25 protein-coding genes and 1 pseudogene are annotated in these 26,773 nt (G+C 64.9%); 22 read left to right on the forward strand and 4 right to left on the reverse strand.

All coding sequences use genetic code 11. The features are described 5' to 3' along the window. Nucleotides 1-4 precede the first annotated feature (4 nt). Nucleotides 5-679 carry a trimeric intracellular cation channel family protein gene (locus JVH1_RS42085; protein WP_009476066.1) on the forward strand — a complete coding sequence of 225 codons (675 nt, stop codon included), beginning with the start codon at nucleotides 5-7 and terminating at the stop codon, nucleotides 677-679. Further along, entirely contained in the window at nucleotides 679-1,935 is a 1,257-nt protein-coding gene (locus tag JVH1_RS42090; protein WP_009476065.1) for an amidohydrolase, read from the forward strand. Before JVH1_RS42085 ends, JVH1_RS42090 begins: the two co-directional genes overlap by 1 nt. Before the next feature lie 561 nt (nucleotides 1,936-2,496). Here JVH1_RS42090 and JVH1_RS42095 read toward each other — a convergent pair. Together JVH1_RS42095 and JVH1_RS42100 are read right to left on the reverse strand one after the other, a co-directional pair. Further along, a complete protein-coding gene (locus tag JVH1_RS42095) occupies nucleotides 2,497-2,700 on the reverse strand; it encodes a three-helix bundle dimerization domain-containing protein (RefSeq protein WP_009476063.1) in 204 nt (67 codons plus the stop codon). A 43-nt stretch (nucleotides 2,701-2,743) separates the two neighbouring features. Beyond that, nucleotides 2,744-2,923, reverse strand: a complete 180-nt coding sequence (locus JVH1_RS42100; protein ID WP_157174007.1) for a hypothetical protein — start codon at nucleotides 2,921-2,923, stop codon at nucleotides 2,744-2,746. Nucleotides 2,924-3,828: 905 nt separating this feature from the next. Between JVH1_RS42100 and JVH1_RS42105 the strand changes: the two genes are divergently transcribed. After that, on the forward strand, nucleotides 3,829-4,182 hold the full coding sequence (locus tag JVH1_RS42105) for a WhiB family transcriptional regulator (protein WP_083849770.1): 354 nt from the start codon (nucleotides 3,829-3,831) through the stop codon (nucleotides 4,180-4,182). 966 nt (nucleotides 4,183-5,148) lie between these two features. On the opposite strand, the gene JVH1_RS42110 is transcribed toward JVH1_RS42105, so the two are convergent. Beyond that, complete coding sequence (locus tag JVH1_RS42110; RefSeq protein ID WP_009476059.1) at nucleotides 5,149-6,555, reverse strand: amidohydrolase family protein; 1,407 nt, start codon at nucleotides 6,553-6,555, stop codon at nucleotides 5,149-5,151. After that, nucleotides 6,552-7,808 (reverse strand): CoA transferase, encoded by a 1,257-nt coding sequence (locus JVH1_RS42115; protein ID WP_009476058.1) that lies wholly within the window; start codon nucleotides 7,806-7,808, stop codon nucleotides 6,552-6,554. Before JVH1_RS42115 ends, JVH1_RS42110 begins: the two co-directional genes overlap by 4 nt. A gap of 49 nt (nucleotides 7,809-7,857) precedes the next feature. Here JVH1_RS42115 and JVH1_RS42120 point away from each other — a divergent pair, with 49 nt between their 5' ends. From JVH1_RS42120 to JVH1_RS42210, 19 genes and pseudogenes are all read left to right on the forward strand, one after another. After that, nucleotides 7,858-8,910 (forward strand): enoyl-CoA hydratase/isomerase family protein, encoded by a 1,053-nt coding sequence (locus tag JVH1_RS42120; RefSeq protein WP_009476057.1) that lies wholly within the window; start codon nucleotides 7,858-7,860, stop codon nucleotides 8,908-8,910. A gap of 162 nt (nucleotides 8,911-9,072) precedes the next feature. Beyond that, nucleotides 9,073-9,894 carry a FadR/GntR family transcriptional regulator gene (locus JVH1_RS42125; RefSeq protein WP_009476056.1) on the forward strand — a complete coding sequence of 274 codons (822 nt, stop codon included), beginning with the start codon at nucleotides 9,073-9,075 and terminating at the stop codon, nucleotides 9,892-9,894. A gap of 560 nt (nucleotides 9,895-10,454) precedes the next feature. Then, nucleotides 10,455-11,288, forward strand: coding sequence for a mycofactocin-coupled SDR family oxidoreductase (locus JVH1_RS42130; protein WP_009476055.1), 834 nt, complete (start codon nucleotides 10,455-10,457; stop codon nucleotides 11,286-11,288). Between the two features lie 31 nt (nucleotides 11,289-11,319). Further along, nucleotides 11,320-11,511 carry a ferredoxin gene (locus tag JVH1_RS42135; protein WP_051033709.1) on the forward strand — a complete coding sequence of 64 codons (192 nt, stop codon included), beginning with the start codon at nucleotides 11,320-11,322 and terminating at the stop codon, nucleotides 11,509-11,511. A 16-nt stretch (nucleotides 11,512-11,527) separates the two neighbouring features. After that, nucleotides 11,528-12,757 (forward strand): cytochrome P450, encoded by a 1,230-nt coding sequence (locus tag JVH1_RS42140; RefSeq protein ID WP_009476053.1) that lies wholly within the window; start codon nucleotides 11,528-11,530, stop codon nucleotides 12,755-12,757. Between the two features lie 49 nt (nucleotides 12,758-12,806). Beyond that, nucleotides 12,807-13,193: an ester cyclase gene (locus JVH1_RS42145; RefSeq protein WP_009476052.1), complete on the forward strand. Its 387-nt coding sequence runs from the start codon at nucleotides 12,807-12,809 to the stop codon at nucleotides 13,191-13,193. A 78-nt stretch (nucleotides 13,194-13,271) separates the two neighbouring features. Then, entirely contained in the window at nucleotides 13,272-14,213 is a 942-nt protein-coding gene (locus JVH1_RS42150; RefSeq protein ID WP_009476051.1) for a PDR/VanB family oxidoreductase, read from the forward strand. A 79-nt stretch (nucleotides 14,214-14,292) separates the two neighbouring features. Then, nucleotides 14,293-15,081, forward strand: a complete 789-nt coding sequence (locus tag JVH1_RS42155; RefSeq protein ID WP_009476050.1) for an SDR family NAD(P)-dependent oxidoreductase — start codon at nucleotides 14,293-14,295, stop codon at nucleotides 15,079-15,081. Between the two features lie 58 nt (nucleotides 15,082-15,139). After that, nucleotides 15,140-16,375: an acyl-CoA dehydrogenase family protein gene (locus tag JVH1_RS42160; protein ID WP_009476049.1), complete on the forward strand. Its 1,236-nt coding sequence runs from the start codon at nucleotides 15,140-15,142 to the stop codon at nucleotides 16,373-16,375. A 15-nt stretch (nucleotides 16,376-16,390) separates the two neighbouring features. Then, a complete protein-coding gene (locus JVH1_RS42165) occupies nucleotides 16,391-17,155 on the forward strand; it encodes an SDR family NAD(P)-dependent oxidoreductase (protein ID WP_009476048.1) in 765 nt (254 codons plus the stop codon). A gap of 351 nt (nucleotides 17,156-17,506) precedes the next feature. Then, on the forward strand, nucleotides 17,507-18,742 hold the full coding sequence (locus tag JVH1_RS42170; RefSeq protein ID WP_371113179.1) for a CaiB/BaiF CoA transferase family protein: 1,236 nt from the start codon (nucleotides 17,507-17,509) through the stop codon (nucleotides 18,740-18,742). Beyond that, nucleotides 18,742-19,917, forward strand: a complete 1,176-nt coding sequence (locus JVH1_RS42175; RefSeq protein WP_043779835.1) for a CaiB/BaiF CoA-transferase family protein — start codon at nucleotides 18,742-18,744, stop codon at nucleotides 19,915-19,917. Before JVH1_RS42170 ends, JVH1_RS42175 begins: the two co-directional genes overlap by 1 nt. Then, nucleotides 19,910-21,091, forward strand: coding sequence for a lipid-transfer protein (locus JVH1_RS42180; protein WP_009476047.1), 1,182 nt, complete (start codon nucleotides 19,910-19,912; stop codon nucleotides 21,089-21,091). Before JVH1_RS42175 ends, JVH1_RS42180 begins: the two co-directional genes overlap by 8 nt. Then, nucleotides 21,088-21,531, forward strand: a complete 444-nt coding sequence (locus JVH1_RS42185; protein WP_009476046.1) for a Zn-ribbon domain-containing OB-fold protein — start codon at nucleotides 21,088-21,090, stop codon at nucleotides 21,529-21,531. The genes JVH1_RS42180 and JVH1_RS42185 overlap by 4 nt, the downstream gene beginning before the upstream one ends. A gap of 1,213 nt (nucleotides 21,532-22,744) precedes the next feature. Beyond that, nucleotides 22,745-22,894 (forward strand): annotated as a pseudogene (locus JVH1_RS42190) (zinc ribbon domain-containing protein); the annotation flags it as partial. A 9-nt stretch (nucleotides 22,895-22,903) separates the two neighbouring features. Next, the gene (locus JVH1_RS42195; RefSeq protein WP_009476044.1) at nucleotides 22,904-23,191 is read left to right on the forward strand and encodes a Zn-ribbon domain-containing OB-fold protein; all 288 of its coding nucleotides are present in this window, start codon (nucleotides 22,904-22,906) and stop codon (nucleotides 23,189-23,191) included. Next, nucleotides 23,188-24,330: a thiolase family protein gene (locus JVH1_RS42200; RefSeq protein ID WP_009476043.1), complete on the forward strand. Its 1,143-nt coding sequence runs from the start codon at nucleotides 23,188-23,190 to the stop codon at nucleotides 24,328-24,330. Before JVH1_RS42195 ends, JVH1_RS42200 begins: the two co-directional genes overlap by 4 nt. 46 nt (nucleotides 24,331-24,376) lie before the next feature. Further along, a complete protein-coding gene (locus tag JVH1_RS42205) occupies nucleotides 24,377-25,669 on the forward strand; it encodes an acyl-CoA dehydrogenase family protein (RefSeq protein WP_009476042.1) in 1,293 nt (430 codons plus the stop codon). Then, the gene (locus JVH1_RS42210) at nucleotides 25,666-26,754 is read left to right on the forward strand and encodes a phosphotransferase family protein (protein ID WP_009476041.1); all 1,089 of its coding nucleotides are present in this window, start codon (nucleotides 25,666-25,668) and stop codon (nucleotides 26,752-26,754) included. Before JVH1_RS42205 ends, JVH1_RS42210 begins: the two co-directional genes overlap by 4 nt. Nucleotides 26,755-26,773 lie beyond the last annotated feature (19 nt).

Below are 26,773 nucleotides of genomic sequence, written 5' to 3' on the forward strand. Positions count from 1 at the left end.
AGTGATGGCGGCTGTGTCTGCGTCGGTGCCGGACCTGTTGCGGGCGCTCGATCTGACCGGCGTGTTCGCCAACGCACTGCTCGGTGGCGCGGTCGCGCGGGGCCTGCGGTTCGACCTGGTCGGGTTCGCGGCGTTGGCGATCGTGTCGGGTCTGGGCGGCGGCATCATCCGCGACACCTTGTTGCAGCGGGGCACGCCGGTGGCGTTGACCGACTACGCGTATTTGACGACGGCGTTGATCGGTGCGGTGGTCGCGTTCGTGGTGCGGTTCGAGGGCCGCGGCTGGGATCGGGTGTTCCCGTTCGTGGATGCGCTGGCGTTGGGGTGCTGGGCGGCTGCCGGTGCGCAGAAGACCCTCACAGTGGGGTTGGGCTGGTTGCCGGCGGTGCTGTTGGGCACGGTGACCGCGGTCGGCGGCGGCGCCGTCCGTGATGTCGCGGTGGGCAGGATCCCGGCGGTCTTCGGCGGGAACACCCTGTATGCGACGTGCGCGCTGATCGCCAGTGGCACACTGGTGCTCGTCCAGTATTCCGGGTACCCGCAGGCGGGGCTGGTCGCGGCCACCGTGGTCGGGGCGGTGTTGTGCCTGCTCGCGCGTTGGCGGGGCTGGATGCTGCCGGAACAGATCGCCTGGCGTCGGCCCGACCGTTTTCGGCATCGACGGCGGAAGGAGAAGTGATGGCCACATTGTCGCGGAGCGAGGCAGTGTTGACCGGACTCGCCGGTATCCGGGGCTGGCAGGAGGAGCTGTACCGGGACCTGCACCAGCACCCGGAGCTCTCGCACCAGGAGCACCGCACAGCCGGCATCGTCGCGGGGCAGTTACGCCAGAGCGGGTATTCGGTGCACGAGGGCATCGGCGGCACCGGGGTGGTCGGGGTGCTGCGCAACGGGGACGGCCCGGCCGTGCTGCTGCGGGCGGACATGGACGCCCTGCCCATCCGGGAGGCGACCGGTCTGCCATTTGCCAGCACCGTCACCGCCGTCGATGCGGCCGGGGACGAGGTGCCGGTGATGCACGCGTGCGGCCACGACGTCCACGTCGCCTGCCTGCTCGGCGCCGCCCAGCTGCTCGCCGACGGAACCGAGCACTGGCACGGCACCCTGGTCACCGTCTTCCAGCCGGCCGAGGAGACCGGCGACGGTGCCCGCGGAATGATCGACGACCGCCTGGCAGAGGTGCTCCCGGCGGTTGATGTCGCGCTGGCCCAGCATGTGCTGCCCGCCCCGGCCGGGGTGGTCGGCACCCACCCCGGGCCGGTGCTGTCGGCGGCCGACAGCATGCGGATCACCGTGCACGGCCGCGGCGGGCACGGGTCCATGCCGCAGGCCACGGTGGACCCGGTGGTGCTGGCTGCGATGATCGTGATCCGGTTGCAGACCGTCATCTCGCGGGAAACCGCGCCGGCGGAGGCCGCGGTCCTGACCGTCGGCCGCATCGTCGCCGGGACCAAGAGCAACGTGATTGCCGATCATGCGGTCCTCGAGCTGAACGTCAGGACGTACAGTGACGCGACCCGCACCGCGATCCTCGATGCGATCCGCCGGATCGTGGTCGCCGAGTGTCAGGCCTCCAGGTCCCCGAAGGATCCGGAGTTCGAGTTGTTCGACCGGTTCCCGCCCACCGTCAACGACCCGGACACCACCGCGCGGGTCGCGGCCGCGTTTACCGAGCATTTCGGTGGCCGCAGCCGGGTGATGCCGTTGCAGACCGCGAGCGAGGACTTCAGCGACCTCCCGACCGCCCTCGGGGTGCCCTACACCTACTGGGGTATCGGCGGCATCGACCCCGACAGCTACCGCACCGCCGAGGAGGCCGGGCGCGTGGCCGAAGATATTCCGGTCAACCACTCGGCCACCTTCGCCCCGGTGCTCCAACCCACCCTCGGCACCGGAACCGAGGCCCTCGTCGTGGCCGCGCTCGCCTGGCTGTAACCACCGCGGGCAATCATCGGGATCCGTGGATGTGGCTTCCAAACATACCTCCGCTGCTGACCAGGGGGAGGGTTCCCGGCAACGATCGACGACGAGGGTGTGAGACATCGGTACATCGTGTGGTTCGGCCGGCAGGGGTGTTGACGAATTCGGGCTCACGCGCCACAGCGATCAGGGGTTGCCTCGGGCTGGGCGTACCGAGACTGAGGTCGTGGAAGCCTGCCCCGCATCGGGTAGTTCTCGACGGGCCGTCAGTATCCCAGCCCGCCATTTCGTCACAATGTGCTCCGGCCGGACTGCGGGCGGTGAGAGTGGACCCGACGCAGTCGATCTCGTATATCCGTCGAAATCCATCTCCTTCTGTGTAATTTCGCCGATCCACTACTGTGCGGGGACGGTCACAGGTCCCGTTCCATCCTGCATCGGTGGACATGCAAGGGTTGCCGGCATCGGCCAGCTATGCGTCTTCACGGCCAGTGTCGGCAGACCCGGTCATCGACCGGCACCTAGAACCCTCTGGTTGGTGCGATTGGCAACGCGGGTCGAGCAGGCGACCGTACCTCAGGAACTGTTGAGGGCAACGATCTTCCGCTTCGCGGACCGTTCGACCAGCAATGGAACGAAGTCGCGCACCCTCCCCGCGTCGAATGCGGTATGCGCCTCGTGCACGATCTGCTCGACCCTGTGGTGTGGTAGGTCCGCGTGGTGCGCGGCGAGCCTGGCGGCGACCCGCTCGACCTGACGTCGTTCCTCATCAATGGACATAATCGACTCCTTCCTCGGTCTTCTCTGCGATTCGAAATAGTTTCTAAAACAACAATTCCCGGCCCGCACACCTGCTCGGCTGGCGGACCTGATCCTCGATCGCCGGGAAACGGCGACACAACTGGCCGACCTGTCGGTGCGCCTCGTACAGTTCGATGCGTAGCGCGGGTGAACCGGCGGGATGGAAGCGCTCTTCATGTTCGATCGATTTCGACAGGCTCACGATCTTCGACAGGAGATGGTCGACGAATATCCGTGCCTGACGCGTCCGTGCGTCCTCAGTCCTGTTGAACCGCTCCACCTCGCCACCTCCATGTCATCCGATATTCACACACCTAAAGTTGAATCTTCAACTTGCTGGGTGTGAGATACGCGATGGACCACCGTTGGCGGCTCGACCTCGAAGGTGCGGAGTGACGCTCTCGCCCGCAACCCGGTGCCTCGGGCGGCGATCCGCCGGCACGCGCACACCGCACAGCCCATTCTTTCGTCACAGACGACGGAAAAGGGAAGTATTCCAGGGTCTTCCGAAACTAGCGTGATCTCCAACCGCGGGAAGGGTCGATGCCGCCCGCAGACGTACCGTGAGCATCTTCGAACGCCGCTTCCGAGACATCTGACGACATTGCGCAGTTCGTTGGACCTCGACAACCAGCCCGTCGGCAGCTCCAGGGTGCATCGGTCGACAGTGAGGTGCCTAGGTACGACTAGGTAAATTCCTGTGTTCTCTGGCCATCGTCTTCGACGAGACTGGAGTGACGACCGGTGACCTCGGCGATACGAGTGCGGGACACCAGTGCTGCCTACGTCATGTGCACCGCCAATGACCGAAAGGGCTATCGTGTCGACCGACGCGTCAGCATTATCCGGGCGACGCCCTTTGCCGGGACCTGCTGGCGCGCAATTGCTGGCCACCGCAGCGGCCATTATGGCCGAGCGGTGCGCCTGCAGCCATGACGCCGCCTTCGATGCCCTGATCGATGGTGCCCGAAGCAACCACATCAGTGTCGCCACCGCAGCTCAAGACGTCTTGTCCCGGCCGTCCCTGGTTACCGGTCGCTGTGAACCGCAACATCCCCGTCCCACGGTCGATCTGGCATCCGGCTCCCCTGACGTCGGCGGTTCTCGATGAGGAAGGGCCGGCAATTGTTCCCCCTGGAAGGTCCCACGCGAGAGGTGACGGCCACCTCCGATTCCGGTGAGTGGCGGGAGCGTGCGGTGTGCCGCGGCGCCGACGTGTCGGTGTTCTTTTCACCCGAGGGTGAACGTGGCCACGCTCGCGACCGGCGCGAAGCGCAGGCCCGACAGGTTTGTCAGCTCTGCCCCGTGCTCGCGCAGTGCCGCGATCACGCTCTGACGGTGGGTGAGCACTACGGCGTTTGGGGTGGCATGACCGAGGGGGACCGAAGAAAACACGTTGTGCACTCCCGTGCAGCCAACGTCACTGCCTGTCAGAGTAATTGCTCTCTAGCCCCGCGCTGACAAGTCGTGCACTCTGCTGCAGTGCCGCCGGTAGCGTCCACAGGCACCCGCGACACGCCGACGTACAGGGTGCCGTCCGCGGTCCAATTAGTTCTTGAACCCGCGCGTGTGGACTCGGCGTGTCGTCAAGAAGTGGGCGGCGGACGGTCGTGAACGCTTGGACAGCTGACCCGATATATCGGGTGACGTATTGACCTTGAGCTGGGAGAATAAGTGAAATCCATCAAGAACGTGCTCGCTGTTGTCGCCTGTGGTCTTCGATATCACCATCGTCAACGGGTCACCCGAAAACTACGAGACGATGGTGTTCGCAACGACGTTGCAGAGCGGGAACCGCGAGGCGAGCAAGATCTTCGACTCCGCTAACGGTGTCGGTGGTTCCCCGAATACCCCGACACTGCCTGGTCGAGAGTCGGCGTTCCGGGTCGCGTACGCAGTCACCGATCCTGCCGACATTGTTATGCAAGTCAGTCCCGGATTCGACTACAAGAAAGTCATTTTCACAAGCTGATGCGGGAACGGCTGTCGCGATGGGACCCGGTCGATGTCCGAAAACGACCGCACCCCTGCAACGCTCGGCGACGCGGCCCGTACCTCAGGTGGACGGCGAGAGCAAGGCGAGCGCGGCGACCACGAGTGCCGGCGTACCGGTGTCGAGGGTGGTTGAGCAACCGGAGCGAACTCCGCGGAGTGGTTCACCGGTGCGACTGAGTCGATCGTTCCGGCGTCCGACACCAGTGCATCATGTGGTTCGGTCGACAGGCCGATTGCGAACTCAACCTCCTGCACCACGGCGATCTGGGTTGCCTTGGGTCGGGCGTACCCGCAACCGATGTCGTGGAAGCCTGCCCCTCGTCGGAGTAGTCCTCGACGAACCGTCGGTATCCGACCGCGCCGTTCCTCCTCGTCATAATGCGTTCCAGGCCTGGCTACGGGTGAGGAAAGACCACCTCTCGCCTCGGGTTACTAGTCCGGATAAGCCCAGTGTCCACCAATCATCGTGGCCTGTACCGCGTCGGCGGCGGGCGCAGTGAGTATGTCGGCGAGGGGCGCGGATAGGAGGACCATGTCGGCGGTCGCACCCACGCGGATGCGGCGTGGGGTTCCGCCCGGATTATCAGCGGGGGTAAGGTATCGCGCCAATGCCTGTGCAGCGGTGATGCGTTCGGTGCTTCCGACGATCTCGCCTGTCGGTGCACGGCGGGTCACTGCGGCGGTGATCACCGCCCAGGGGTCGAGGGGGCCGTACGGTGCGTCGCTGGACAACGCGACCGCGACGCTCGCGTCGATAAGCGACCGGCAACGGTAGAGGTCGGACTGGTCTCGCCTGTCGATGTCGCGCAGGTAGTCGTGGCCGCGGTCGGCGAGAAAGCCGGGCTGGGTGACCACGGTGAGTCCGCGCCGACGGAGATCGTCGATGGTCTCGGCGGGGATGAGGGCGCCGTGTTCGATGCGGTCACCGGGGAGAGTGCCCACCTCGTCGAGGACCGTCAGCAGGATCAGCAGCGCCTCGCGGGTGACGCAGTGCACGGCCACCGCCCGCCCTCGGTTATGAACGCGGTGGATCCGGCGTGCCAGGTCGTCGAGGTCGGGGAGCTCGGAGTCGGCGAGGACGATCTTGTATGGGCCGACGGTCAGACGGGCCGCCGGAGAGACCGATTCGGCATCCGGTGGTGCGCCGAGCAGATGTACGCGTTGCGGCAGGATACCGTCGGTGATCGATGTCTCGATCGCCGAGCGAGATTGTGGGTCGAGGTCGGGTGTGGCGTCGGTGACGCCAGTGATTCCCATCCGCGAGAGGGCGGCGCCGATGTTGTCGAGGCGCGGCGGTCGGGACGGTGGGAGCCGGGCGCGCAGCCAGGTGTCGGCTCGCCACACCCGTCCGGTCGGCCGACCGTCCTGGCCACGTTCGATCCCGGGATGCGATGCCCCGTCGAGGTGCGTCGCGGTCACCGCCGCGCCGTTGAGGATCCACATCGCACCGCTACGGTGCTGGATCCGCACCGGGCGCGCCGGGTGCAGGCGATCGAGGGCGTCGGCGTCGAGATCACCTGCGACAGTTTCGATGTAGCCGACGCCGCGGACCCAGCCGCTGTCGTCACCCGGCGCACGGCCGAGCGCGTCCGCGAGGGCAGCCGGGTCGCGGACGCGCGGTGGCCCGCAGCGCACCGAGGCGGCGTCGGCGGCCATCGCATGCAGGTGCAGGTGATGATCGTGCAGACCGGGGATCAGGGCACCGCCGTCGGCGTCGAACACCTCGGCCCGGGAGGCGGGTAGATGCGCCCCGACTGCCGTGATGCGGTCGCCGGTGACGGCGACGTCGACACCAGGAACGCCGTTGACCTCCGCACCACGGATGACGAGATCGGTCACGGGACTGCGATCCCCAGCGATTGCAGCACGGTGGTGGTGTCCGCGCCGGGTGTGGCGACCCGTCCGGCGGGCACGCGCGGACGCGGCTCGGCGACGGGAACGACACCGGAGGAGGTTCCGACCACCCAGTGGCCGTCACTTCGGAAGGGTTGCGGCACCGGGTGGTCGGTGAGGGTTGACGCGACGACGTCGGACATCGACAGATCCCACAGCCGTCCGGACCCGTCGGCGGGCGCGGACATCGCGAGGGCCGCGGCGGTGACCCCGGTGAGCGGGTCGGCGAGGGCGTCGCCCACGAAGAGGGGTGTGCCGTCGGAGTCGTAGGCGATGAGTCCGGCTGCGGCGGCGAGGTCGTCGCCGAAGCCGATGCGGTCGGAGGATCGTCCCGCGGCGGTGATCGACACCCAGGTGGCGCCGCGGGCGACTGCGGCGTCGGCGTCGAGCCCGAAGCGGGTCAGGGCGCGGGGGCGGGAGGCCTCGATGACGATGTCGGCGGCGTCGACGAGCGCGGCCATCGTTCCTCGTCCCCCGGTGGTCGTGGGGTCGAGGACCACCGATTCGTGACCGCCGTGTAGGAGCCGGTAGAAGTGCGGATTGCCACGCCGGGCGCCGTCGGGGCGGTCGGGGGTTTCGATCTTCACCACGCGTGCGCCGGCGAGCCCGAGTAGGTGGGCGCACAGCGGGCCTGCCCAGAGGGAGCTGAAGTCGACGACGAGGTGCCCGTCGACAGGCCGGGGATACAGCGGCACCGGGACCGACGGCAGGGCGCCTGCCCGCGACACGGGGCCGGCAGCGACGCCGAGCAGTTCCGCGCGTTGGGCCAACTCGGCGCCGGTGTGGGTGCGGAGCCAATCGGCAACGGCAGGCCAGGGGTCGTTCTCGTTGATGGTGTCGCTGATCAGCGCCCCCAGCAGGGTTGGGTCGTCGGGGCGGGCGCAGGACACGGCAGCCCACCCGTCGGCGGTCGGCAGCAGCCGGCAACTGCCGCCTACCGACACCTCGCCGCGACGCGTACGTCCGGTGAAGGCCGCGCGCTCGGAGAGTAGGCGGGCGCCGTCGACGTCGATCCGCCGACCGCCGAGGGCACTGACGTCGGAGATCCATGTCGACATGGCGCGCGCGACGGTCGCGGCCCGGCCGGGCGGTATGACCGGTGGTCCGTCTGGGTGGCCGGTGAGGGTGACGACTCCGCTTTCGGCCCAGTCCCGCACCGGATCCGGCGCCGAGGGGCTGAGCGGGGGAGTAGGTGACACCGGTTGATCCTATGCTGGCAAGCTGTCCGTCGTGGATACCGTGCTACCCGTGATCAGCCCGCAGGACCTTGCCGACGGGGTCGCCGATACCCCCCTGCTCGGCGAGGGCGCCGTCGTCGACATCCCGATGCTGGTCGTGGATCTCGACATCGCGGTCGATGCGGCGACCGCGGTCCGGGCCGCGGAGCGGGCGCTGCACTCCGACCGGTTGCTGGTCGGGGTGCAGCGCACACCCGGACCGGTCCCGGAGGCGGTCGCGGATCTGGCGGCCGGTCTCGACACCACGTTTGTCGCTGACGCCGCTCCGGTTGACCGCCGGCTGGTCGGCGCCCGAGATCCGGACGCCGCGGTCGCCGAACTACGCGACGTCGTGGCCGCCAATGTGCACGCCGCGATCGTGCTGGGGCAGGTGCTGCGGTTGTCGGAGGAGTTGCCGGTGCCGCAGGCGATAGACGTCGAGTCGCTCGCGTACTCCACCCTCCTCGGCACCCCGGGTTTCCGGCGCTGGCTGCAGCAGCGCGGTCCTCGCCCGTTGCCGCCGCCAGCGCCGCAGGATCCGGTGCTGATGCGCCGCGAGGCCGAGCGGCTACACATCACCCTGAACCGGCCCGAGCGGCGCAACGCCTACGGGGCCGAGGTGCGGGACGGCCTGGTCGAGGCGCTGCGGCTGGCAATAATGGACGACACGATCACTTCGATCGTGCTCGACGGGGCGGGCCCGGTGTTCTCCGCGGGCGGCGACCTGGACGAGTTCGGCACCACCCCTGACCTCGCGACCGCGCATTTGATCCGCACCCGTGCCGGCGCGGCCCGGCTGGTTTCGCAGTTGGCCGACCGGATGGAGGTCCGGGTGCACGGCAGCTGTGTCGGGGCGGGCATCGAGGTACCCGCGTTCGCGGGCCGGATCGTGGCCGCGCCGGGCACGGTGTTCCGGTTGCCGGAGGTGTCGATGGGATTGATCCCCGGGGCGGGTGGAACGGTGGGTGTGCCTCGGCGGATCGGGCGGTGGCGGGCGTTCTGGCTGTGTGCGACGGGTGCCGCCCTCGACGCCGGCACCGCGCTGGCGTGGGGTCTCGTGGACGAGATCAATTCGGGGCAGTGATGAGCGTGCCTATACGACCTCGAGGGGAGACTCCCGTGTCGGAGCAGGTGGCAAAACATCATGATAATATCCGGTGTGATGTCCAGCACGTCCGTGTTCTAGGGTGCCGTGCGCACCGCGAACCGGTGGTGTGTGGGTCCGGTACTCGAAGAGGATGGCGCGATGGTCGTACGCAGCGAAGGTACGCGCAAGCGCGAGACGCGCAAGCGCGAGACGAACGGTGACCGCCCGATTCCGATCGCGGCGGGCGGATCCTCGCTGCTCCGACCGCTCAAAGCTGCAGAAGTCATCGCGCGGAACATTGTGGGCGACATCCGTGCTCAGAACCTCCGGCCGGGCGATGGACTGCCGTCGGAAGCGGCGATGCTGACGCAGTACGGTGTGAGCCGAGAATCGCTGAGGGAGGGACTGCGCCTACTCGAGGTGCAGGGAATGATCGCGATTCGACGCGGCCCCGGAGGCGGTCCCGTGGTCGGGTCTGTGGGCGCAGCACACCTCGGAAGAGTCTCCGCGTTGTTCTTTCACATGTCGGGTGCCACCTACCAGGAACTTTTCGAGGCGTGGGTGTGGGGGCAGGGGGAGCTGGCCGAGCGTGCGGCTCGGCATCCCGACGCCGACATGCGCGCCTCCACCATGGCGCCGTTCATGGACGGGCACCACCACGAATCCGACGAGCTCCTCGAGCGCTACCTCGAGGAGCATGCCGGGTTTCACGGGGCGGTTGCCTCGTTGGTTCGCAATCGGGTCCTCGAGTTGAGTCTCGAATCCTACGGCCAGATCGTCGCGCACCACGTCGCCATGGTCGACGACCCGCGCACTCTCCGAAGCGTTCTCGTCGATGATCATCACAAGATTGCCAGGGCGGTCGCTGCTGGGCAGCCCAAGCGCGCCCGCGATCTCATGGAAGAGCACTTGCGTGGCGTGGTCGACTACTGCCGGGATCGCCTGGGAGGATCGCTCGATTCTGCGATCGAGTGGTTGTGAGCTGACGCCGAACTGGATACGCGCGCAACCGGCGCGCCCGGGTTGAGCCGAACACCGAACGCCGACTTCATGATGGAGGTCGGCGTGTTTCTCTGCGGCTGACATGCGCCGCAGCCACCGGGGAACTTATCTGCCCGAAATCTGTCGTACCCGAATCGCATTCGGGCGGCTGTGCACGATCCGCGGGCGCTTGTCTGTCCTGTCCTCTTCGTTGGTTCACCGAGTCTCGAACGGCTCGAAATCGCGCTTGTGCTTTGCCGGGGTCTCGACACTATTCCTTAGGCTGTGGGCGGACACGTTGAACGTGCTGGTCAAGCCAATTTTGTCAAGCCGTATAGGTGGTGCAGCGCAAAGTGAGACCACCCCTTGACATCGGAGTTCCTCATGAGCAATATTGATCTCATGTTGTCCGGGGTGTGACTGGATTAACAAGGCCCTACGAACCGGAGCTCGACAGTTTGCTGTGATGCGCTCCCGACATCTCTTCTTCTGCTTGGCGTCGCCAATTATTCAAGTACCTGGCGTAACCGTCGAGACAGCTGCCAATAGGAGGCAATCAAGTGACACGGCTGGATGGCAAGATCGCGTTCATCACTGGTGCTGCACGCGGACAGGGGCGTACCCACGCCGTCCGGCTTGCGCAGGAAGGCGCCGACATCGTTGCGGTCGATCTGTGCAGGCAGCAGGCCAACCTCGACTACACGTCCGGCACTCCCGAGGATCTCGAGGAAACGGTGCGGCTGGTCGAAAAGGAAGGCCGCCGGATCATCGCGCGTGCCGCCGATGTGCGGGACCAGGCATCTTTGGATGTGGTTGTCGAAGAGGCGCTCCGTGAGTTCGGTGGGATCGACATCCTCGTCTCCAACGCCGGCATCTCGAACCAGGGATCGGTGGTCGGGCTCACCGACCAGCAGTGGGAAGACATTCTCGGTACTAACCTGGTCGGAGCCTGGCATTCGTGCCGCGCAGTTCTGCCCTCGATGATCGAGCGCGGCGCGGGTGGGTCCGTCATCTTCGTCAGCTCAACGGTCGGGTTGCGCGGTGCGCCCGGGCAGGCGCACTACAGCGCTTCCAAGCACGGCATGCAGGGTCTGATGCTGTCGCTGGCCAACGAGGTGGGTCAACACAACATCCGGGTCAACTCGGTCAATCCCGGCGCCGTCAACACCGAAATGGCGATCAACGAAAGCCTGCTGAAGATGTTCCTTCCCGATATCGAGAACCCGACTCCCGCGGACGCGGCAGACCTTTTCAGCAACCTCACGCTTCTCCCGATCCCGTGGGTAGAGCCCGAGGATGTGAGCAACGCGGTGCTGTGGCTCGCCTCGGATGAGGCCCGATTTGTCACTGGCGCAGCGATTCCCGTCGACGGCGGACAACTCGCCCGCGCCTGAGGTGCACCGGATGACATCGATTGGAGCGAAAATGACGAACAAGGTATCGGTAGATCAGGACTTCTGCCAGGCGCACGGTAGGTGCTACGCAATGTTCCCTGATCTGTTCGAACCCGACGACGAGGGCCGCGCACAGGTGAAGAACGACGGCGCGGTGCCGGAGTCGAACACGGTAGACGAGATCCTGGCCGTGTGCCCCGAAGCCGCTATTACCTCCGTGTGAGAGACAGGTATTGGAAATGACTGAACAGTTGCAGTCGGAGACGACCACGACCGGTCGATGCCCCGTCGATATGTGGTCGTCGGAGTTCAACGACAATTTCTGGCCCGAGATCAATCGCATGCAGAAACTCGACGAGCTCAGCGTCCATACGCAGGGCGATACCCCCTGCTATGTGGCCACCCGCTACGAGGATGTCTTCAAGATCCTGCGTGACTGGAAGCGCTTCTCCTCAGAAGGGGGCGTCGCGATTCTCGGCCATGACAACCGGGCGGCGCCTCCGAAGAACGAGGGCCGGTTCCTGCCCGAGGATCTCGATCCGCCGGCGCAGACGGACTGGCGTAAAATCCTCAACCCTGAACTGACGGAAGAGAAGATGAGAGTCTTCGCGCCGTCGATCACCGCCGAGATCGATACTCTCCTGGATGCGGGGATCGAGCGTGGCCGGTTCAGCGTCATGGAAGACTTCCTGCGCCCGCTGCAGCTGCGGGCGGTCTTCAGTAATCTGCTCCAGCTCGAGGGCGACAAGATCGACGACTGGATGCAGTGGGCTCACGATATCTTCGTCGGCGAGACGGCGGAGGCGTCGGAGAATGCGTTCGTCAGCCTGTACGCCGCCATCGAAGCCCTGGTGAAGGCGCGTATGGCCGATCCGATCGAGGACGACCTGGTCAGCCTGGTGTGCCAGGTCAAAGAGATCGACGGCCGCGAGCCCACCCTGTCCGAGCGCATTGCCGTGGTACTCCCGCTGTCGATCGCCGGCCTGGAATCGACCGGAACCATCCTCGGCGGCATCGTTCACCACCTCGCCACTCATCCCGACGACCTGACCGAACTGGTGGAGAATCCAGATCTGGTTCCCAACGCCGTCGAAGAAGGCCTTCGCATGTTCGCGAATGTCACTGCACTCCAGCGGACCACCACGTGCCCCGTCACCGTCGGCCAGACCGATCTCGATGAGGGCGCCAAGGTATGGACGTCCTACAACGGGGCCAACCGTGACGAAACGAAGTTCCCGAACCCGCACCAGTGGGACCTGCATCGCAAGGACAAGAACCACATCGCCTTCAGCATCGGTCCACACCGGTGCCTCGGCTCCAACTTCGCGCGCGTGATGATGATTCTCGTACTCGAGCGGATCGTCACCAAGATGCCGAAGTTCACACTGGTGGAGGGACAGGCCATCGGGTACCACTCGATGCCCACCCGCGGAATCCACGAGTTCGACATCGAAGTACTCACCGACTGACGACCCCCACCCCATCCCTGGCCATCTCACGTAGAAGGACTGATTACTCATGACCAACCCGGCTCCGGAAGAACTGTTGGCGCAGGCCCACAAGGTCGTCGATGCGTGGAACAACCTCGAACTCGACGTGCTCCACGACCTCGTCGACGAGAACATCGTGGTGGTGCACCAGAATCGGGGCGTCGCGGCAACCGGTCGCGATCTCATGATCGAGACGGTAAAACAGATGAAGCAGGTGTTCCCCGACCGCTCGATCGGTGAGACCACCCGTTGGGCAGTGACCGGCAACTCGGTCCTGCGCGAGACCACGTGGCAGGGCACCGCGACAGCGGATGTTCCCGGGTTCGGCAAGGCCGGCGAGTTCTGCAAGCTCAACGTCCTGTCGATCATGACGTTCGAGAATGGTCGGTTGACCGAGTGGTGCGACTACGGATAGGCCGCGGCGTTCCCTCGAAGCGGGTTGGTCCTGCTTCGAGGGAGTCGGCACCTTTCGACAAACTTCTGGGAAGTGAACATGAACCTCGATCTTCGCGTCGTCGAACGACGCACGGTCGCCGACGGCATCGTCGAACTGGCACTCGAAGCCGACAGCGGTGACGCACTTCCGCGCTGGGAACCCGGATCCCACATCGATCTTCACGTGGGCAACGGATTGATTCGCCAGTATTCGCTGACCGGTTTCGGCGTCGCCGACACCCGATGGGTCATCTCGGTGCTCCGGGAGCCGAACAGTCGCGGCGGTTCGGTGTCCGTTCACGACTCGCTCGCGGAGCAGTCGTCGGTCACAGTCAGCGCGCCCCGCAATCATTTCCCTCTCGCCGGGGGCGTCGCGGTTCAGTTCGTGGCCGGTGGGATCGGCATCACCCCCCTCATCCCCATGATCATGCAGCTCGAGCGTGAAGGCCGGGATTGGAAGTTGTTCTACGCCGGACGATCGCGGGCCAGCATGGCCTACCTCGACGAGTTGGCCCAGTTCGGCGATCGGGTCCAGATCTGGCCGGACGACGAACGGGGGATGCCCGACATCGACGGGCTCGTCACCGCCACAGATCCGCAGACAATCATCTACTCCTGCGGTCCCGAAGGGCTGCTGGCCAAGTTGGAAGATGTCTGCACGGCCGGGCCGGTGAAGCGGACTCTGCGCACCGAGCGTTTTGTGGCAAAAGAGATCGAACTGGACGGACCCGATCACGACATCGACGTCGAGTTCGTACAGTCCGGTATCACGGTCACCGTTCCCGCAGATCGAACGATCCTGTACGTGGCGGAGGAGAACGGAATCGACATTCTCTCTTCGTGCAACGAGGGAACCTGCGGAACCTGTGAAACTCCCGTCCTCGAGGGCATTCCAGACCACCGGGATTCGGTGTTGACCGACGATGAGCGTGAATGCGGTCAGACCATGATGCTGTGCGTGTCACGTGCGCGCTCGGTCTCACTGCGTCTCGACGCGTGATACATCCGTCCATTCGGACATCGGTAGTGGCGCTGAACCCGCAGTCGCGCAGCGGACAGAACACAAGGAGAGCGGTGTCGTGAGTCGAGAGAGCGGAATCCAGGGCTCGCTGGCCGGGCAGTACGTGCTCGTCACAGGTGCCAGCGAAGGCATCGGGCTCGGCATCGCGAAGGGAATGGTGGAAGCCGGCGCCAGCGTGATGATCGCGGCCCGTCGGCGACCACAGCTGGAGCTGGCCCGTAAGGAACTGCAGGAGCTGGCCGCGCCCGGTCAGCAGGTCGAGATTGCGGAAGTGGACATCCGTGACCCGGAATCGGTTTGCGCGATGTTCGAACTCGTAGACCGCACCTTCCCTACGCTCAACATCTTCGTCGCCAACGCGGGCAGCGGGTCGATGGTCCCGTTCCTGGAGATGACGGAGGAGGTGTGGACCAACACGATCGACTTGAACCTCACGGGCACCTTCCGCTGCTGTCACCAGGCCGCGACGCGGATGGCGGCAAGGGCGGACAAGAGCGAGAACGCGGCGATTCTGGTGCTCTCGTCGGTCCGCGCACTGGGGACGCGGCCAGGCACGATCCACTACGCGACCACCAAGGCGGGACTCAATCAGTTCGTGCGCGTGGCAGCCTATGAGCTGGCCGAGCAGGGTGTCCGCGTCAACGCTCTCTCGCCCGGTATCACCGCAACCCCGATGGCGTTGGAGCGGAACCCGGAGGTCTTCGAGAGGATGGCCGCCACAGTTCCCTTGGGTCGAGCCGGCAGCGTCGAAGACATGGCCGCGGCCGCGGTGTTCGTGTGCAGTCCGAGCGCGAAGTTCATCACCGGCACCAACCAGATCGTCGACGGCGGAGAGTCGTTGTACTGAGCATCGGCGCTTCCCGGCTGGCCGGGGCGCCTGTCGCCGCACAAATTTCGGAGGTTGTATGACCCTGTCAGAGTTTCGTGAACAGGCCGGGCAATGGCTGCGCGAGAACGTCGGCGCCGTCGCGGGCACCACGGAGCGGGACCCGTTCGATGTGGCGGTATTCCATTCACTGCCGTTCGAGGCGGAACAGGCATTGCTCGAGGAACACAAGCGATGGCAGCGTATCAAGTTCGACGCCGGCTACGGTGCCCTCGACTGGCCGATCGAGGATGGCGGCGCCGGATTGAGCGTCGAGCACGCCGATGTGTTCGCGAGGGAGGAGTCGCTACTGTTGCCGTTGGCGCCACACGAGTTGTTCTCGGTCACGATGCACTTGATCGCCCCGACCATTCGGATCCTCGGGACGCCGAGACAGAAAGAGACCTTCCTGCCCTCGATGCTCCGCGGCGAACTCCTGGCCTGCCAGTTGTTCTCCGAGCCCGGTGCCGGCTCGGACCTCGCCTCCCTCGGCACCCGCGCCGTCCGGCACGGCGACGAATGGGTGATCAACGGACAGAAGGTGTGGACCTCGGGGGCGCAATTCGCCGAGTGGGGCGAACTCATCGCACGCACCGATCCCGACGTACCGAAACATGCGGGAATGACCGCGTTCCTCGTGCCGCTCGACGCACCGGGTGTGGAGGTACGCCAGATCCGGCAAATGTCCGGAGGTACCAGTTTCAACGAGGTCTTCTTCACCGACGTCCGTGTCCCGGATCGTCTGCGACTGGGCGAGGTGGGGGCAGGCTGGAATGTCGCGTTGACGACCCTGGCATTCGAACGAGGCGGAAACTCCAACACAGCGGGAGTCGGCGGACAGTTCAGCCAGCTCGTTGCCTCCGCACGCGCTGCCGGACGGATCGGTGATCCACAGATTCGGCAGCAGCTGGCCGAGGTCTACCTTCGCCAGACTCTGGCCGAGATCGACCTGCTGCGCGATCGCCAGGCACGGGCGGCGGGAGGCGCCCCCGGCGCGGTGGGATCGGTGCGCAAGGTCCAGTGGGTGGACAAGCTGAATCTGGTGTCCGACACCGCCACTGCGATACTCGGACGGACGCTACTCGCCGACACGGGGCGACCGGGAACATACGCGTGGAACGAGCACGTGCTCGGGGCGCCCGGTTACCGCATTGCGGGCGGCTCCGACGAGATCCAGCGCAACATCATCGCCGAACGACTGCTGGGGCTCCCCGCAGAAGCGCGGGCCGACAAGGGCAAGTCGTGGCGTGAATCGACGTCGCGCTCGCGCGCCTGAACGAATCGAGGAACCATGAGTACCGATCGACACAATCTCGCCGGCAAGGTAGCCCTGATCACCGGCGGCAGCAGGGGTCTGGGAGCCTCGATGGCCTGGGCGTTCGCAGAAGAGGGCGCACACGTCGTGATCGCGAGCCGCAAGGTCGAGCCGTGCCGGGAACTCGCTGCGGAAATCGAGGCCAAGACTGGGGTCAAGGCGCTCGGTGTGGCGGCGCACGTGGGGGACTGGGCGACTCTACCGACGCTGATCGACGAGGTGTACTCGACCTTCGGCAAGTTGGACGTGCTGGTCAACAATGCCGGCATCGCACCGCTCTATCCGAGTATCGAAGAGGTGAGCGAGGAACTGTTCGACAAGATCGTCGACGTGAACCTCAAGGGTCCCTTCCGGCTGAGCGCCCTCGCCGCGACGCGAATGACCGCAGCGGGCGGCGGATCGATCATCAACATCAGTAGCAACGCGTCCGAGCGGCCGGCCCCCGCCTACATCCCGTACGGCGCAGCCAAAGCCGGTTTGAACTCGCTGACCAAGGGACTCGCTTCCGCCTACGGACCCGGGGTCCGCGTCAACTGCGTGATGGCCGGCTCCTTCTTCACCGACATCAGCAAGGGGTGGGACATGGACGAATTCGACGATCTCGCTGGGGCCTGGCCCATCTCGCGTGGTGGCAGGCCGGAGGAGATCGTCGGGGCGGTGCTGTACTTCGCCGGCGATTCGTCGAGTTACACCACGGGGACGATCCTGCCGGTCGACGGTGGGCGAATGGCCGTCGGATAATCCGTTGCCGGTCCCCTGACAGACCTCGCCTACTTGATTGGCCGCTGCGAACTTTCAGCGCCAATCCCTTCGAACCCCGCGCATTGCCCCCCGGTGCGCGGGGTTCGCAGCTTGTGCGGGTATTACCCTGCATCAAGCCTATTGCCATATTTCCTCATGATAATTATGCTCGGTGCAGCGGGAGTGACCCGAGGCACACGAACTGCCGGTGAGTGAGCTGCCCGGCTGAAACCCCGACAACACGACGAGGATGGGAGGCACGTGGTGACGGCAATAGAGCACACGCGGCCAACGCAGACACACCTGGACAGTGGGCGCCTGCCCCAACAGCGCACGGGACCGCTTGCCGGTGTGCGGATCGCAGACTTCTGCTGGATGGGTGTCGGTGCTGTCGCCACCCGCCTGCTGGCAGATTTCGGCGCCGAGGTCATCAAGATCGAGGCACGTGATCGTCTGGACATGCCCAGGCGCTTGCCCATCTACAAGAATGAACTGCGTTCGTACGGAGACGAAGATCCGAATCCGGATCCGAACAAGGGCGGGCTGTTCAACAATTACAGCCGCAACAAGCTCGGCATCACCGTCAACATGAAGACCGAACGCGGCCAGCAGTTGGTGCGGCAGCTCATCGCCGCCAGTTCGGTCGTGACAGAAAACTTCGCACCCGGTGTCATGGAGAAGTGGGGACTGACCTACGACGACCTGCGGGAGATCAATCCCGAGATCATCTTCGCGCGGATGAGCGGATTCGGGCACAGCGGGCCACACCACCGATTCAAGAGCTACGGCCCGGTAATCCAAGCGGTGTGCGGCCTGTCCTTCATCTCCGGTCTGCCGGATCGGGAGCCGTCCGGCTGGGGACTGTCCTACATGGATAACCAAGCCGCCTACTACAATTCGATGGCACTCATGATGGCGATCATGCAGCGCAACACCACCGGCCAGGGGCAGGAGATCGACGTTTCTGCCGTCGAGGCCGGCATCAATCTGATCGGCCCTGACCTGCTCGACGTGTCCGTGAACAAGGCCACCACCCGCAGACCCGGATACCCGAACGGAAACCGCCTGAACAATCCGCATGCGGCCCCGCACGGTGTCTATCCAGCCGCGGGCGAGGACAAATGGCTCGCAATCGCGGTGTTCGACGACGCGGACTGGTCCCGGTTCGTCACAGCACTCGGCAATCCCGCATGGGCGTCGTCGCCGGAGTTCGCGAATCAATCCTCGCGCTTCGCCCACCACGACCAGCTCGACGAACACATCTCCCGCTGGTCCGCCAGTCGGCCCGCACACGAGTCCATGGAGTTGCTGCAGACTGCCGGTGTGGCGGCCGGTGCCGTGCGGAACTCGCAGGACCTCACCGAATCGGACCCCCAGATCGGCCTACGCGGAACATTCTTCGAGTTGGATCACCCGGTCATCGGTATGGCCAAATTCGAAGGCTCACCCATGCAGTTTTCCCGCACCGTCCAGGACAATTGGCGCAGCGCACCACTACTCGGAGAAGACAATCAGTATGTGTTCGGCGACATCCTCGGACTCGGCGCGGACGAGATTGCGACGCTTACCGCAGAGGGCGTGATCTGATGGAACTTGCATACAGTGGACTGGTCGTCGTCGAACTCGCTGACGATCCGGCCGGCGAATATACCGGCAAGCTCCTTGCCGATCAGGGCGCCGACGTCATCAAGGTCGAGCCCCTCGGTGGCGCGGCGAGCCGACATATCGGACCCTACGTGGGTGGCGATGTCGATCCGGACAAGAGCCTGAACTTCTGGACGTACAACACCTCGAAGCGTTCGGTCACCCTGGATACCGATCGCGAGGAGGGACGCGCCGCACTTGCCGATCTCATCGCCGGCGCGGACATTCTTCTGACCACCGGCCGGCCGGTGGATCTCGAGGCGCAGGGATTGGACCTCGAACGGCTGTGCGCGGAACAACCTCGGCTGATCGCACTATCGGTCTCCCCATTCGGATTGACCGGCCCCTGGGCAAATTACCGCAGCTCCGACCTGGTCGGTCTCGCGATGGGCGGGCTGCTCACCACCTGCGGGTACGACGATCATTCGATTCCGCCGATCCGTCCAGGCGGAAATCAGGGCTACATGACCGCCGCGAGCTTCGCGCTCTGCGGACTCCTTCTGGCACTCATCGAGCGCCAGAACACCGGACAGGGACAGTTGGTCGACGTGTCCATGCACGAATCGATCGCGGTCACGGGCGAGTTGGCAAACCCCTACTGGTTCTACCCGAAGGCACTGGTGCAGAGGCAGACCTGCCGCCACGCCCAACCGGAGCCGACACAGCCGGCGTTGTTCCAGTGCGCGGACGGGGTGTGGGTGTACTTCGCTCTCATTCTCGCCGACCAGCATGCATGGAAGGCACTGACCTCGTGGATGGAATCGGCTAGCGTCGCGGCGGACCTCGTCGACGACGAATACCTGTCGCTGGCGCATCGGCAGAAGAATTTCTCACACATCCAGGAACTGCTCGAGGTCTTCTTCCTCATTCAGGATTCGGGAACCATCTACCGCGAGGGCCAGGGGCGCGGTCTGCCGATCGGACCTCTGCGGGCCCCGGAAGAGTTGTTCGACGACGAGCACCTCGCCGAACGCGGGTTCTTCGTCCCCGTCGAGATGCACGACGGCTCCCGTGCGCTCTTTCCCGGCACCCCGTACCGATTCTCCGGCGGTGACGGCGCACCGACCCGTCCACCACGCCTCGGCGAGCACACAGAAGAGGTCCTGGCACATGACTGATCGATGGCAACGCGACGTCTGCGCAATCACTGGGGTCGGGCAGAGCGCCTATTCGAAGAACTCCGGTGTGAGCGTGACAGCTCTCGCGGCGGACGCGGCGCTCGCGGCGCTGGCAGACGCAGGCATCGACCCCGCCGAGGTCGACGGCATCATTCGCAACGACATGGACCTCGTCTCCTGCGCGGCTCTCGGAGATGCGATCGGCGCACGCAATCTGAGCTACTACGGTGAGGCCGGTCCCGGTGGATCGGGTCCCTGCGCGATGGTTGCACAGGCCGTCGCCGCGATCATGAGTGGACAGGCGGACACCGTGGTGGTCTTCCGCTCCCTCAACGGACGCTCCGGCAACCGGTTCGGACTCTCCGCCGAGCTGGATCCCGTCATCGGCGGCGCCGAGTCGTTCACAGAGTTCTACGGCCCGTACGGGTTGCTCTCCCCGGGAATGTTCTTCGCGCTCATCGCGCAGCAGTACATGAACGAGACCGGGCTAAAGTCCGAGCAACTCGCGAACATCGCACTTGTTGCGCGCAAACACGCCAACAACAATCCCGCGGCGCAAATGCATCACCGAACGATGACGTTGGACGACTACATGGACTCGCGCATGCTGTCCACACCATTGCGCCTGTTCGACTATTGTCTCGAAACCGATGGTGCCGCCGCGGTTGTCGTCACCACGACCGAACGCGCGAAGGACCTGCGGCAACCCCCCGCCGTGATCCGTGCCGCAGCCATGGCGAGCGGGCCCCGCCCGCAACCGGGGCAGATGTATCCGGCACTGATGCGCGAGGATCCATTATCGATGCCGTCGCGGCAGTGTGCGGAGACACTGTATGCGCGTGCAGGTCTCGGACCTAAAGACATCGACTCGGCACAGCTCTACGACTGCTTCTCCATCACTGCGCTGCTGCAGATCGAAGACTACGGCTTCTGCGCCCGAGGGGAGGCCGGCGCCTTCATCGAATCCGGTGAACTCGAAGTCGGTGGGGCGATGCCGTTCAACACGAGTGGAGGTCATATGTCCGAGGGTTACATCCACGGAATGAACCATGTCGTCGAAGGTGTTCGGCAGATTCGCGGACAGTCGTCGAACCAGGTGCAGGGGGCGTCGGTGTCCCTCGTGACGTCGGCACCACCGCCGTCCACCGCCGCGCTGATCCTGGTGTCGGCATGAGCGCCCGGCTGGCACCGAGGGTCGACGACCCAGCGAGTCGCGGCTTCTTCGAGTTGGCGGCGGAAGGGAAACTTGGAGTCCTCACCTGCACGGACTGCGGAACCCGGATCCATCTGCCCAGGCCCCGGTGTGTGGGATGCGGCGGAAACAATCTCGAATGGTCCGCCGTCGCCGGCCGCGGCCGGGCGAAGTCGTGGACCGTTGTGGAACACCAGGTCCATCCACTCTTTCCGGTGCCGTACACGGTGGTCCTGATCGACGTCCACGGCGAACAGAACGTCCGGATGATCGGCCATCTACCCGGCAGGGTGGACGTCGACGAGACCACTGAACTCGTCGTCGAATTCGAGGATCTCGGACCCGATCGTGAGGGCAACGCCAGGGTGCTTCCCACATGGACCATCGCGAAGGAACGTATGGGGGACAACCGCAGGATCTGACCTGGTCCAGGTCGCCCGCACAAAGGCGAGTTCGAGGGCGCGCGTCTCCACCGCTACATAAAAGGTGGGTTTGCAATTGCAGACAGGAGTCGTCACCCGGCTGCCCTGGCAGTCCAGGGTATCTCGGAATCGCCGAGCAGATGGGTGGACGGAAACCGTCATCTACCGAATGCATACCTAGCCGCAGTGAGGAAGATTCGCAATTCCAATGGCCTGCCCAGGCCCGAATAGATGTGTTGAATACCATGAACCCTGCAGAATATCGCCAATGGCGTCAAAGGCGTCGTGCCACGTGGATCGAAGTCAACCGCAAGCGTATACATCCTGACAACGATGCGGAGCTCCTCATCGACTTCGCCAGGAGATGGGCACCATACGGGGGCCCCACCAGGGAGGAGATCCTTGTGAACTTCGGAATGACAACGCGCCGGTTCGTCGAGCGTCTGTGGCAGGTCATTCCTGAATCGAACTGCGACCAGGAAGAGATACGCATTCTAACGTGCGTATATCCACAACCACCTGCGTCCGAGCGGTTCCCGACCCATTCGGTAAGTCACTCGCCGGTCGCGGATGGCCAGGCCACTGGCGGTCCGACAGCTCCTGAGAACTTCCACAAGCATTCGCAGTAAACCACTCAATCAGAAATATATGTCGGCCGGCGAATAGCTCGCTGCTCCAGTGCGTCACCCGATACCCGTCGGCGGCGAAGCCAGCATTGCGGTCACGATCGGGGCGTGGACGGCCGTCCGGAGCTGTCCTGATCTCAGTTCGTCCTCGAGCTCGGCGATCCCAACCTGCTCGCGGCCCGAACGCTACAGGATCACCCTCACTGCGCGCGCCGATGATCGACCGACGCGTCGCCGGACGACGAGGTGGATGGGCGATCTTGCCGGCGCCCGGCCATCCCCGGCACTGCAAAATTGCGGCGGTGACGAGCCGAAAGTACCTCTCGGGGCCCATTCTGCCGGTCCGTGACAGCCGGCCGGCCGCAGGGTTCCCTCCACTTCCCCTGGCTCGTGAAAACCGTATTGCGAAATTTCCTCATGATAATTATGCTCGGTGTATCGGGAGTGACGCGAGGCACAGGGCCGGTCGGTGCTGAGATACCTGACCGCGACCCGGGCGAAGAAAATTGGAGGTACGTCATGACTGCTGTCGAGCAACATGCGGTCGATCGGCGGAGCCTCGGGACACACGAGTCAGGAGTTCGAGAATGACGCCGACGCAGGCATCGTTGCCAGGTAGATCGATCGATAGCGAGGTGCTTCGGATCGATGATCAGGGTGTGGTTCTACTCGGCGGGCGGTGCGGCGACTGTGGGACCGTCACCTTTCCGGTGCAGGATACGTGTCCGCGGTGCAGCGGCTCCTCGATGGTCAGCGTCGAGCTTCCATCGGCCGGAACGTTGTGGTCGTACACCGTGCAGGCATTTCGGCCGAAACGCCCGTTCCTCGGTCCGGATGACTTCGTCCCGTTCGGTGTCGGATATATCGACCTGGGTCCAGTCATCGTGGAGGCCCGGCTGACGGTCAATGACCCAGACCAACTCGAGATCGGCGATTCGATGACATTGACCACGATGGTCAACCACCGTGACGCCGACGGTTCCGAGGTCCTGACCTACGCGTTCGGCCCCGGCAGCACTAAGGAAACGAAATGAAGGTCGCGATCGTCGGAGTAGGCATCCACCAATTCGGGCGGACCGAGGGTGTGAGCGGCCGCGCTCAAGCGGTCTATGCCGCGCGACAGGCGCTCGAGGATGCGCGTGTCGAATGGTCGGACATTCAATTTGCCTACGGTGGCAGTGATTCCGCCGGAAACGCCGACACCCTCGTCTCCGAACTCGGACTGACCGGCCTGCCGTTCATCAACGTCTCCAATGGTTGCGCCACCGGCGGGAGCGCGTTGACGTCCGCGGTGAACACGATCGCATCGGGCAAGCACGACCTGGGGATCGCCATCGGGTTCGACAAGCATCCCAAGGGCGCCTTCAACGCCGATCCCAAGGCGAATGGGCTGGGGCAGTGGTACGGCGAGACGGGCATGATGGTGACCACCCAGTTCTTCGCGATGAAGATTCAGCGGTACATGGCCGAACACGGCATCAGCGAGAACACACTCGCGCAGGTCGCGGTGAAGGCGTTCGGTAACGGATCCCTGGCTCCTCATGCGTGGCGCCGGACTCCGATGACCGAGGAACAGGTCTTGTCCTCGACAATGGTCAGCCATCCGTTGACGCAGTTCATGTTCTGCTCTCCCGCAGAGGGCGCCGTAGCGCTGATTCTCGCGCGTGCCGATCAGGCGAAGAAGTACACCGATACCCCGGTGTTCCTCGAGGCCGCGGAGCTGCGTTCACGTCAGTTCGGCTCGTTCGAGGTGTTCAGTCCGTGGGTCTCGCCCGAACGTGCCGACGGGCCCACGGTGACAGCGGCGCGAGCGGCCTTCGAGGCTGCCGGCGTGGACCCGGCCGATATCAACGTCGCACAGATCCAGGACACCGAATCGGGGGCCGAAATCATGCACATGGCCGAGACCGGACTCTGCAAACACGGAGAGCAGCAGGCGCTGATCGCGGCGGGGGAGACCGCCATCGGCGGGCGGATCCCGATCAACACCGACGGCGGCTGCATCGCCAACGGTGAACCCATCGGCGCGACCGGGCTGCGGCAGGTGTACGAGAACGTGGTGCAGTTACGCGGCGCCGCCGGTGCCCGGCAGGTACCGGGTGATCCGAAGCTGGCCTTCAGCCACGTCTACGGGGCACCGGGCATCAGCGCGTGCACCGTGCTGTCCCGGTAGCCCTCAACGAACTTTCCTCTTTCACTACGTATTCTAGGAGCATGCGATGAGCTGGGACTTTGAAACCGATCCCGAATTCCAGGCCCAGTTGGAGTGGGTGGAGGACTTCGTCCGCACCGAGGTCGAACCCCTCGACAGGCTGATCGAGCACGCCTGGGACGTAACGGATCCCAAGCGCAACGAGCTCATCCGCCCGCTGCAGCAGCAGGTACGTGAGCGGAACCTGTGGGCCTGCCATCTCACGCCCGATCTCGGCGGACGAGGCTACGGACAGCTCAAGCTAGCCCTTCTCAACGAGATCCTCGGGCGAACCCACAGTGGCCCGGTGGTGTTCGGCTGCCAGGCCCCGGACTCGGGCAACGCGGAGGTGCTGGCGCACTTCGGCAGCGCCGATCTCAAGAAGCGCTACATGGAGCCGCTGATCGACGGTGACATCATGTCGGCCTACTCGATGACCGAGCCGGCCGGGGGCTCCGACCCGACGGGATTCATCACTCGTGCGGTACGAGACGGCGACGAGTACGTCATCAACGGCGAGAAGTGGTTCTCTTCACACGCCCGGTTCGCGACATTCCTCATCGTCATGGCGGTCACCGACCCCGAGGCCGCACCGCACAAGCGAGCATCCATGTTCCTGGTACCGATCGACACCCCGGGTGTGGAGATCGTCCGCAACGTCGGTGTGTCCGGCCATGAGGACCATGAGGCCACTCACGCCTACATGCGGTACACGGACGTGCGAATCCCCGCGGGCAACCGCCTCGGGGACGAGGGCCAGGGCTTCGAGGTCGCGCAAACCCGACTCGGAGGCGGCCGGATCCACCACGCGATGCGAACCGTAGGACTGGTGAAGGCGTCGCTGGACATGATGCTCGAGCGAGCGGTGTCCCGCCATACCCGCGGGCAGCGGCTCGCGGACCTGCAAATGGTGCAGGCCATGATCGCCGAATCCTGGATTCAGCTCCAGCAGTTCCGGCTTCTGGTGCTGCAGACCGCGTGGAAGATCGACAAGTACAACGACTACAAGCGAGTCCTGGTCGACATCTCGGCGGTCAAGGCCGCGATGCCCAAGGTTCTCCTCGACGTGACCTCACGCGCGGCCCAGATCCACGGATCACTGGGCATTTCGACGGAATTGCCGTTCGGGCGCTGGATCATGGAGAGCTACCACATGGGGCTCGCCGACGGGGCCACCGAGTTGCACCTGCAGACCGTGGCAAAGCAACTGCTGCGCACCGCAACCCCGGCACCGGGACTGTTTCCCACCCGTCATCTTCCCGCCCTGGAGGCGGCGGCCCAGGAAAAGTATGCGCATCTCGATCTGGCCACACTGCCATGAGCACCGAGGTCAACCACGATCAGGCCGAGCTCGCACCGGTTCGCGCCGGCGAGATACTCGACTGGGACCGGCTCGAAAGCTATCTCCGCGAGCAGCTCCCGGACCTCGAGGGCGACTTCTCGGTTCTCCAGTTCCCCCGCGGATCAGCGAACCTGACATATCAGGTCACCTTCGGTGATCGGCAACTGGTGGTCCGCCGACCACCCTTCGGCACGATCGCCGCCGGCGCCCACGACATGGCCCGCGAGTACAAGGTTCTCGCACAGCTGCACACCGAGTTTCCCCGTGCGCCGCGCGCTCTCCTGCACTGCGCCGACGAGTCGGTCATCGGCGCGGAGTTCTTCGTCAACGAGTACCGCGAGGGCATCGTCGTCTGGGACCGGGTACCTGACTCGATGTCCGGCTCCGACAATGCTGGCGAACGTATCGGGCTGGCAGTGATCGATGCACTCGCCGACTTGCACGAGGTGGATCCGGGGAAGGCGGGACTGTCCGATTTGGGCCGGCCCGAGGGCTACCTCGACCGGCAGCTCCGCGGTTGGCAGAGGCGCTGGGCTGCTGTGGAACCGGAGGTCGACTCGCCGGAGACCGCGGCCGTCATACGGGAGGTCGCGGTCCGGCTCGTGAAGGGCCAGCCGCGAAGCCAGCGCAGCGGGATCGTGCACAACGACTACAAGATCGACAACTGCCAATTCAGGCCGGGTGACCCGGACCGCGTCACAGCGGTCTTCGATTGGGACATGGCGACAACCGGTGACACGCTGTCGGATCTGGGCACATTGTTGAACTACTGGCCGGACAGCACACTCGATCCCGACTCGGATGCGGCCTTCATCGCGGTTCCGGGGATGCACGGACTCGGCCTGCCGCCCCGTGCCGCTGTCATCGACCGATACGGGAAGAGCAGCAGTCTCGACCTGTCCGACATCGCCTGGTACGAAGCACTCGGATGTTGGAAGACGTCGGTGATTCTCCAACAGCTCTACGCCCGCTACGTTCGAGGTCAGACCACCGATGCCCGGATGGGGGAGCGTGGCGCACTGATTCCGCCGCTCGCTCGTCGCGCCCTCGGGTTGCTGTCCTGATATCGAATTCCGCGATGAA

Source organism: Rhodococcus sp. JVH1 (assembly GCF_000280725.2).
Taxonomy (GTDB): Bacteria; Actinomycetota; Actinomycetes; order Mycobacteriales; family Mycobacteriaceae; genus Rhodococcus_F; species Rhodococcus_F jostii_A.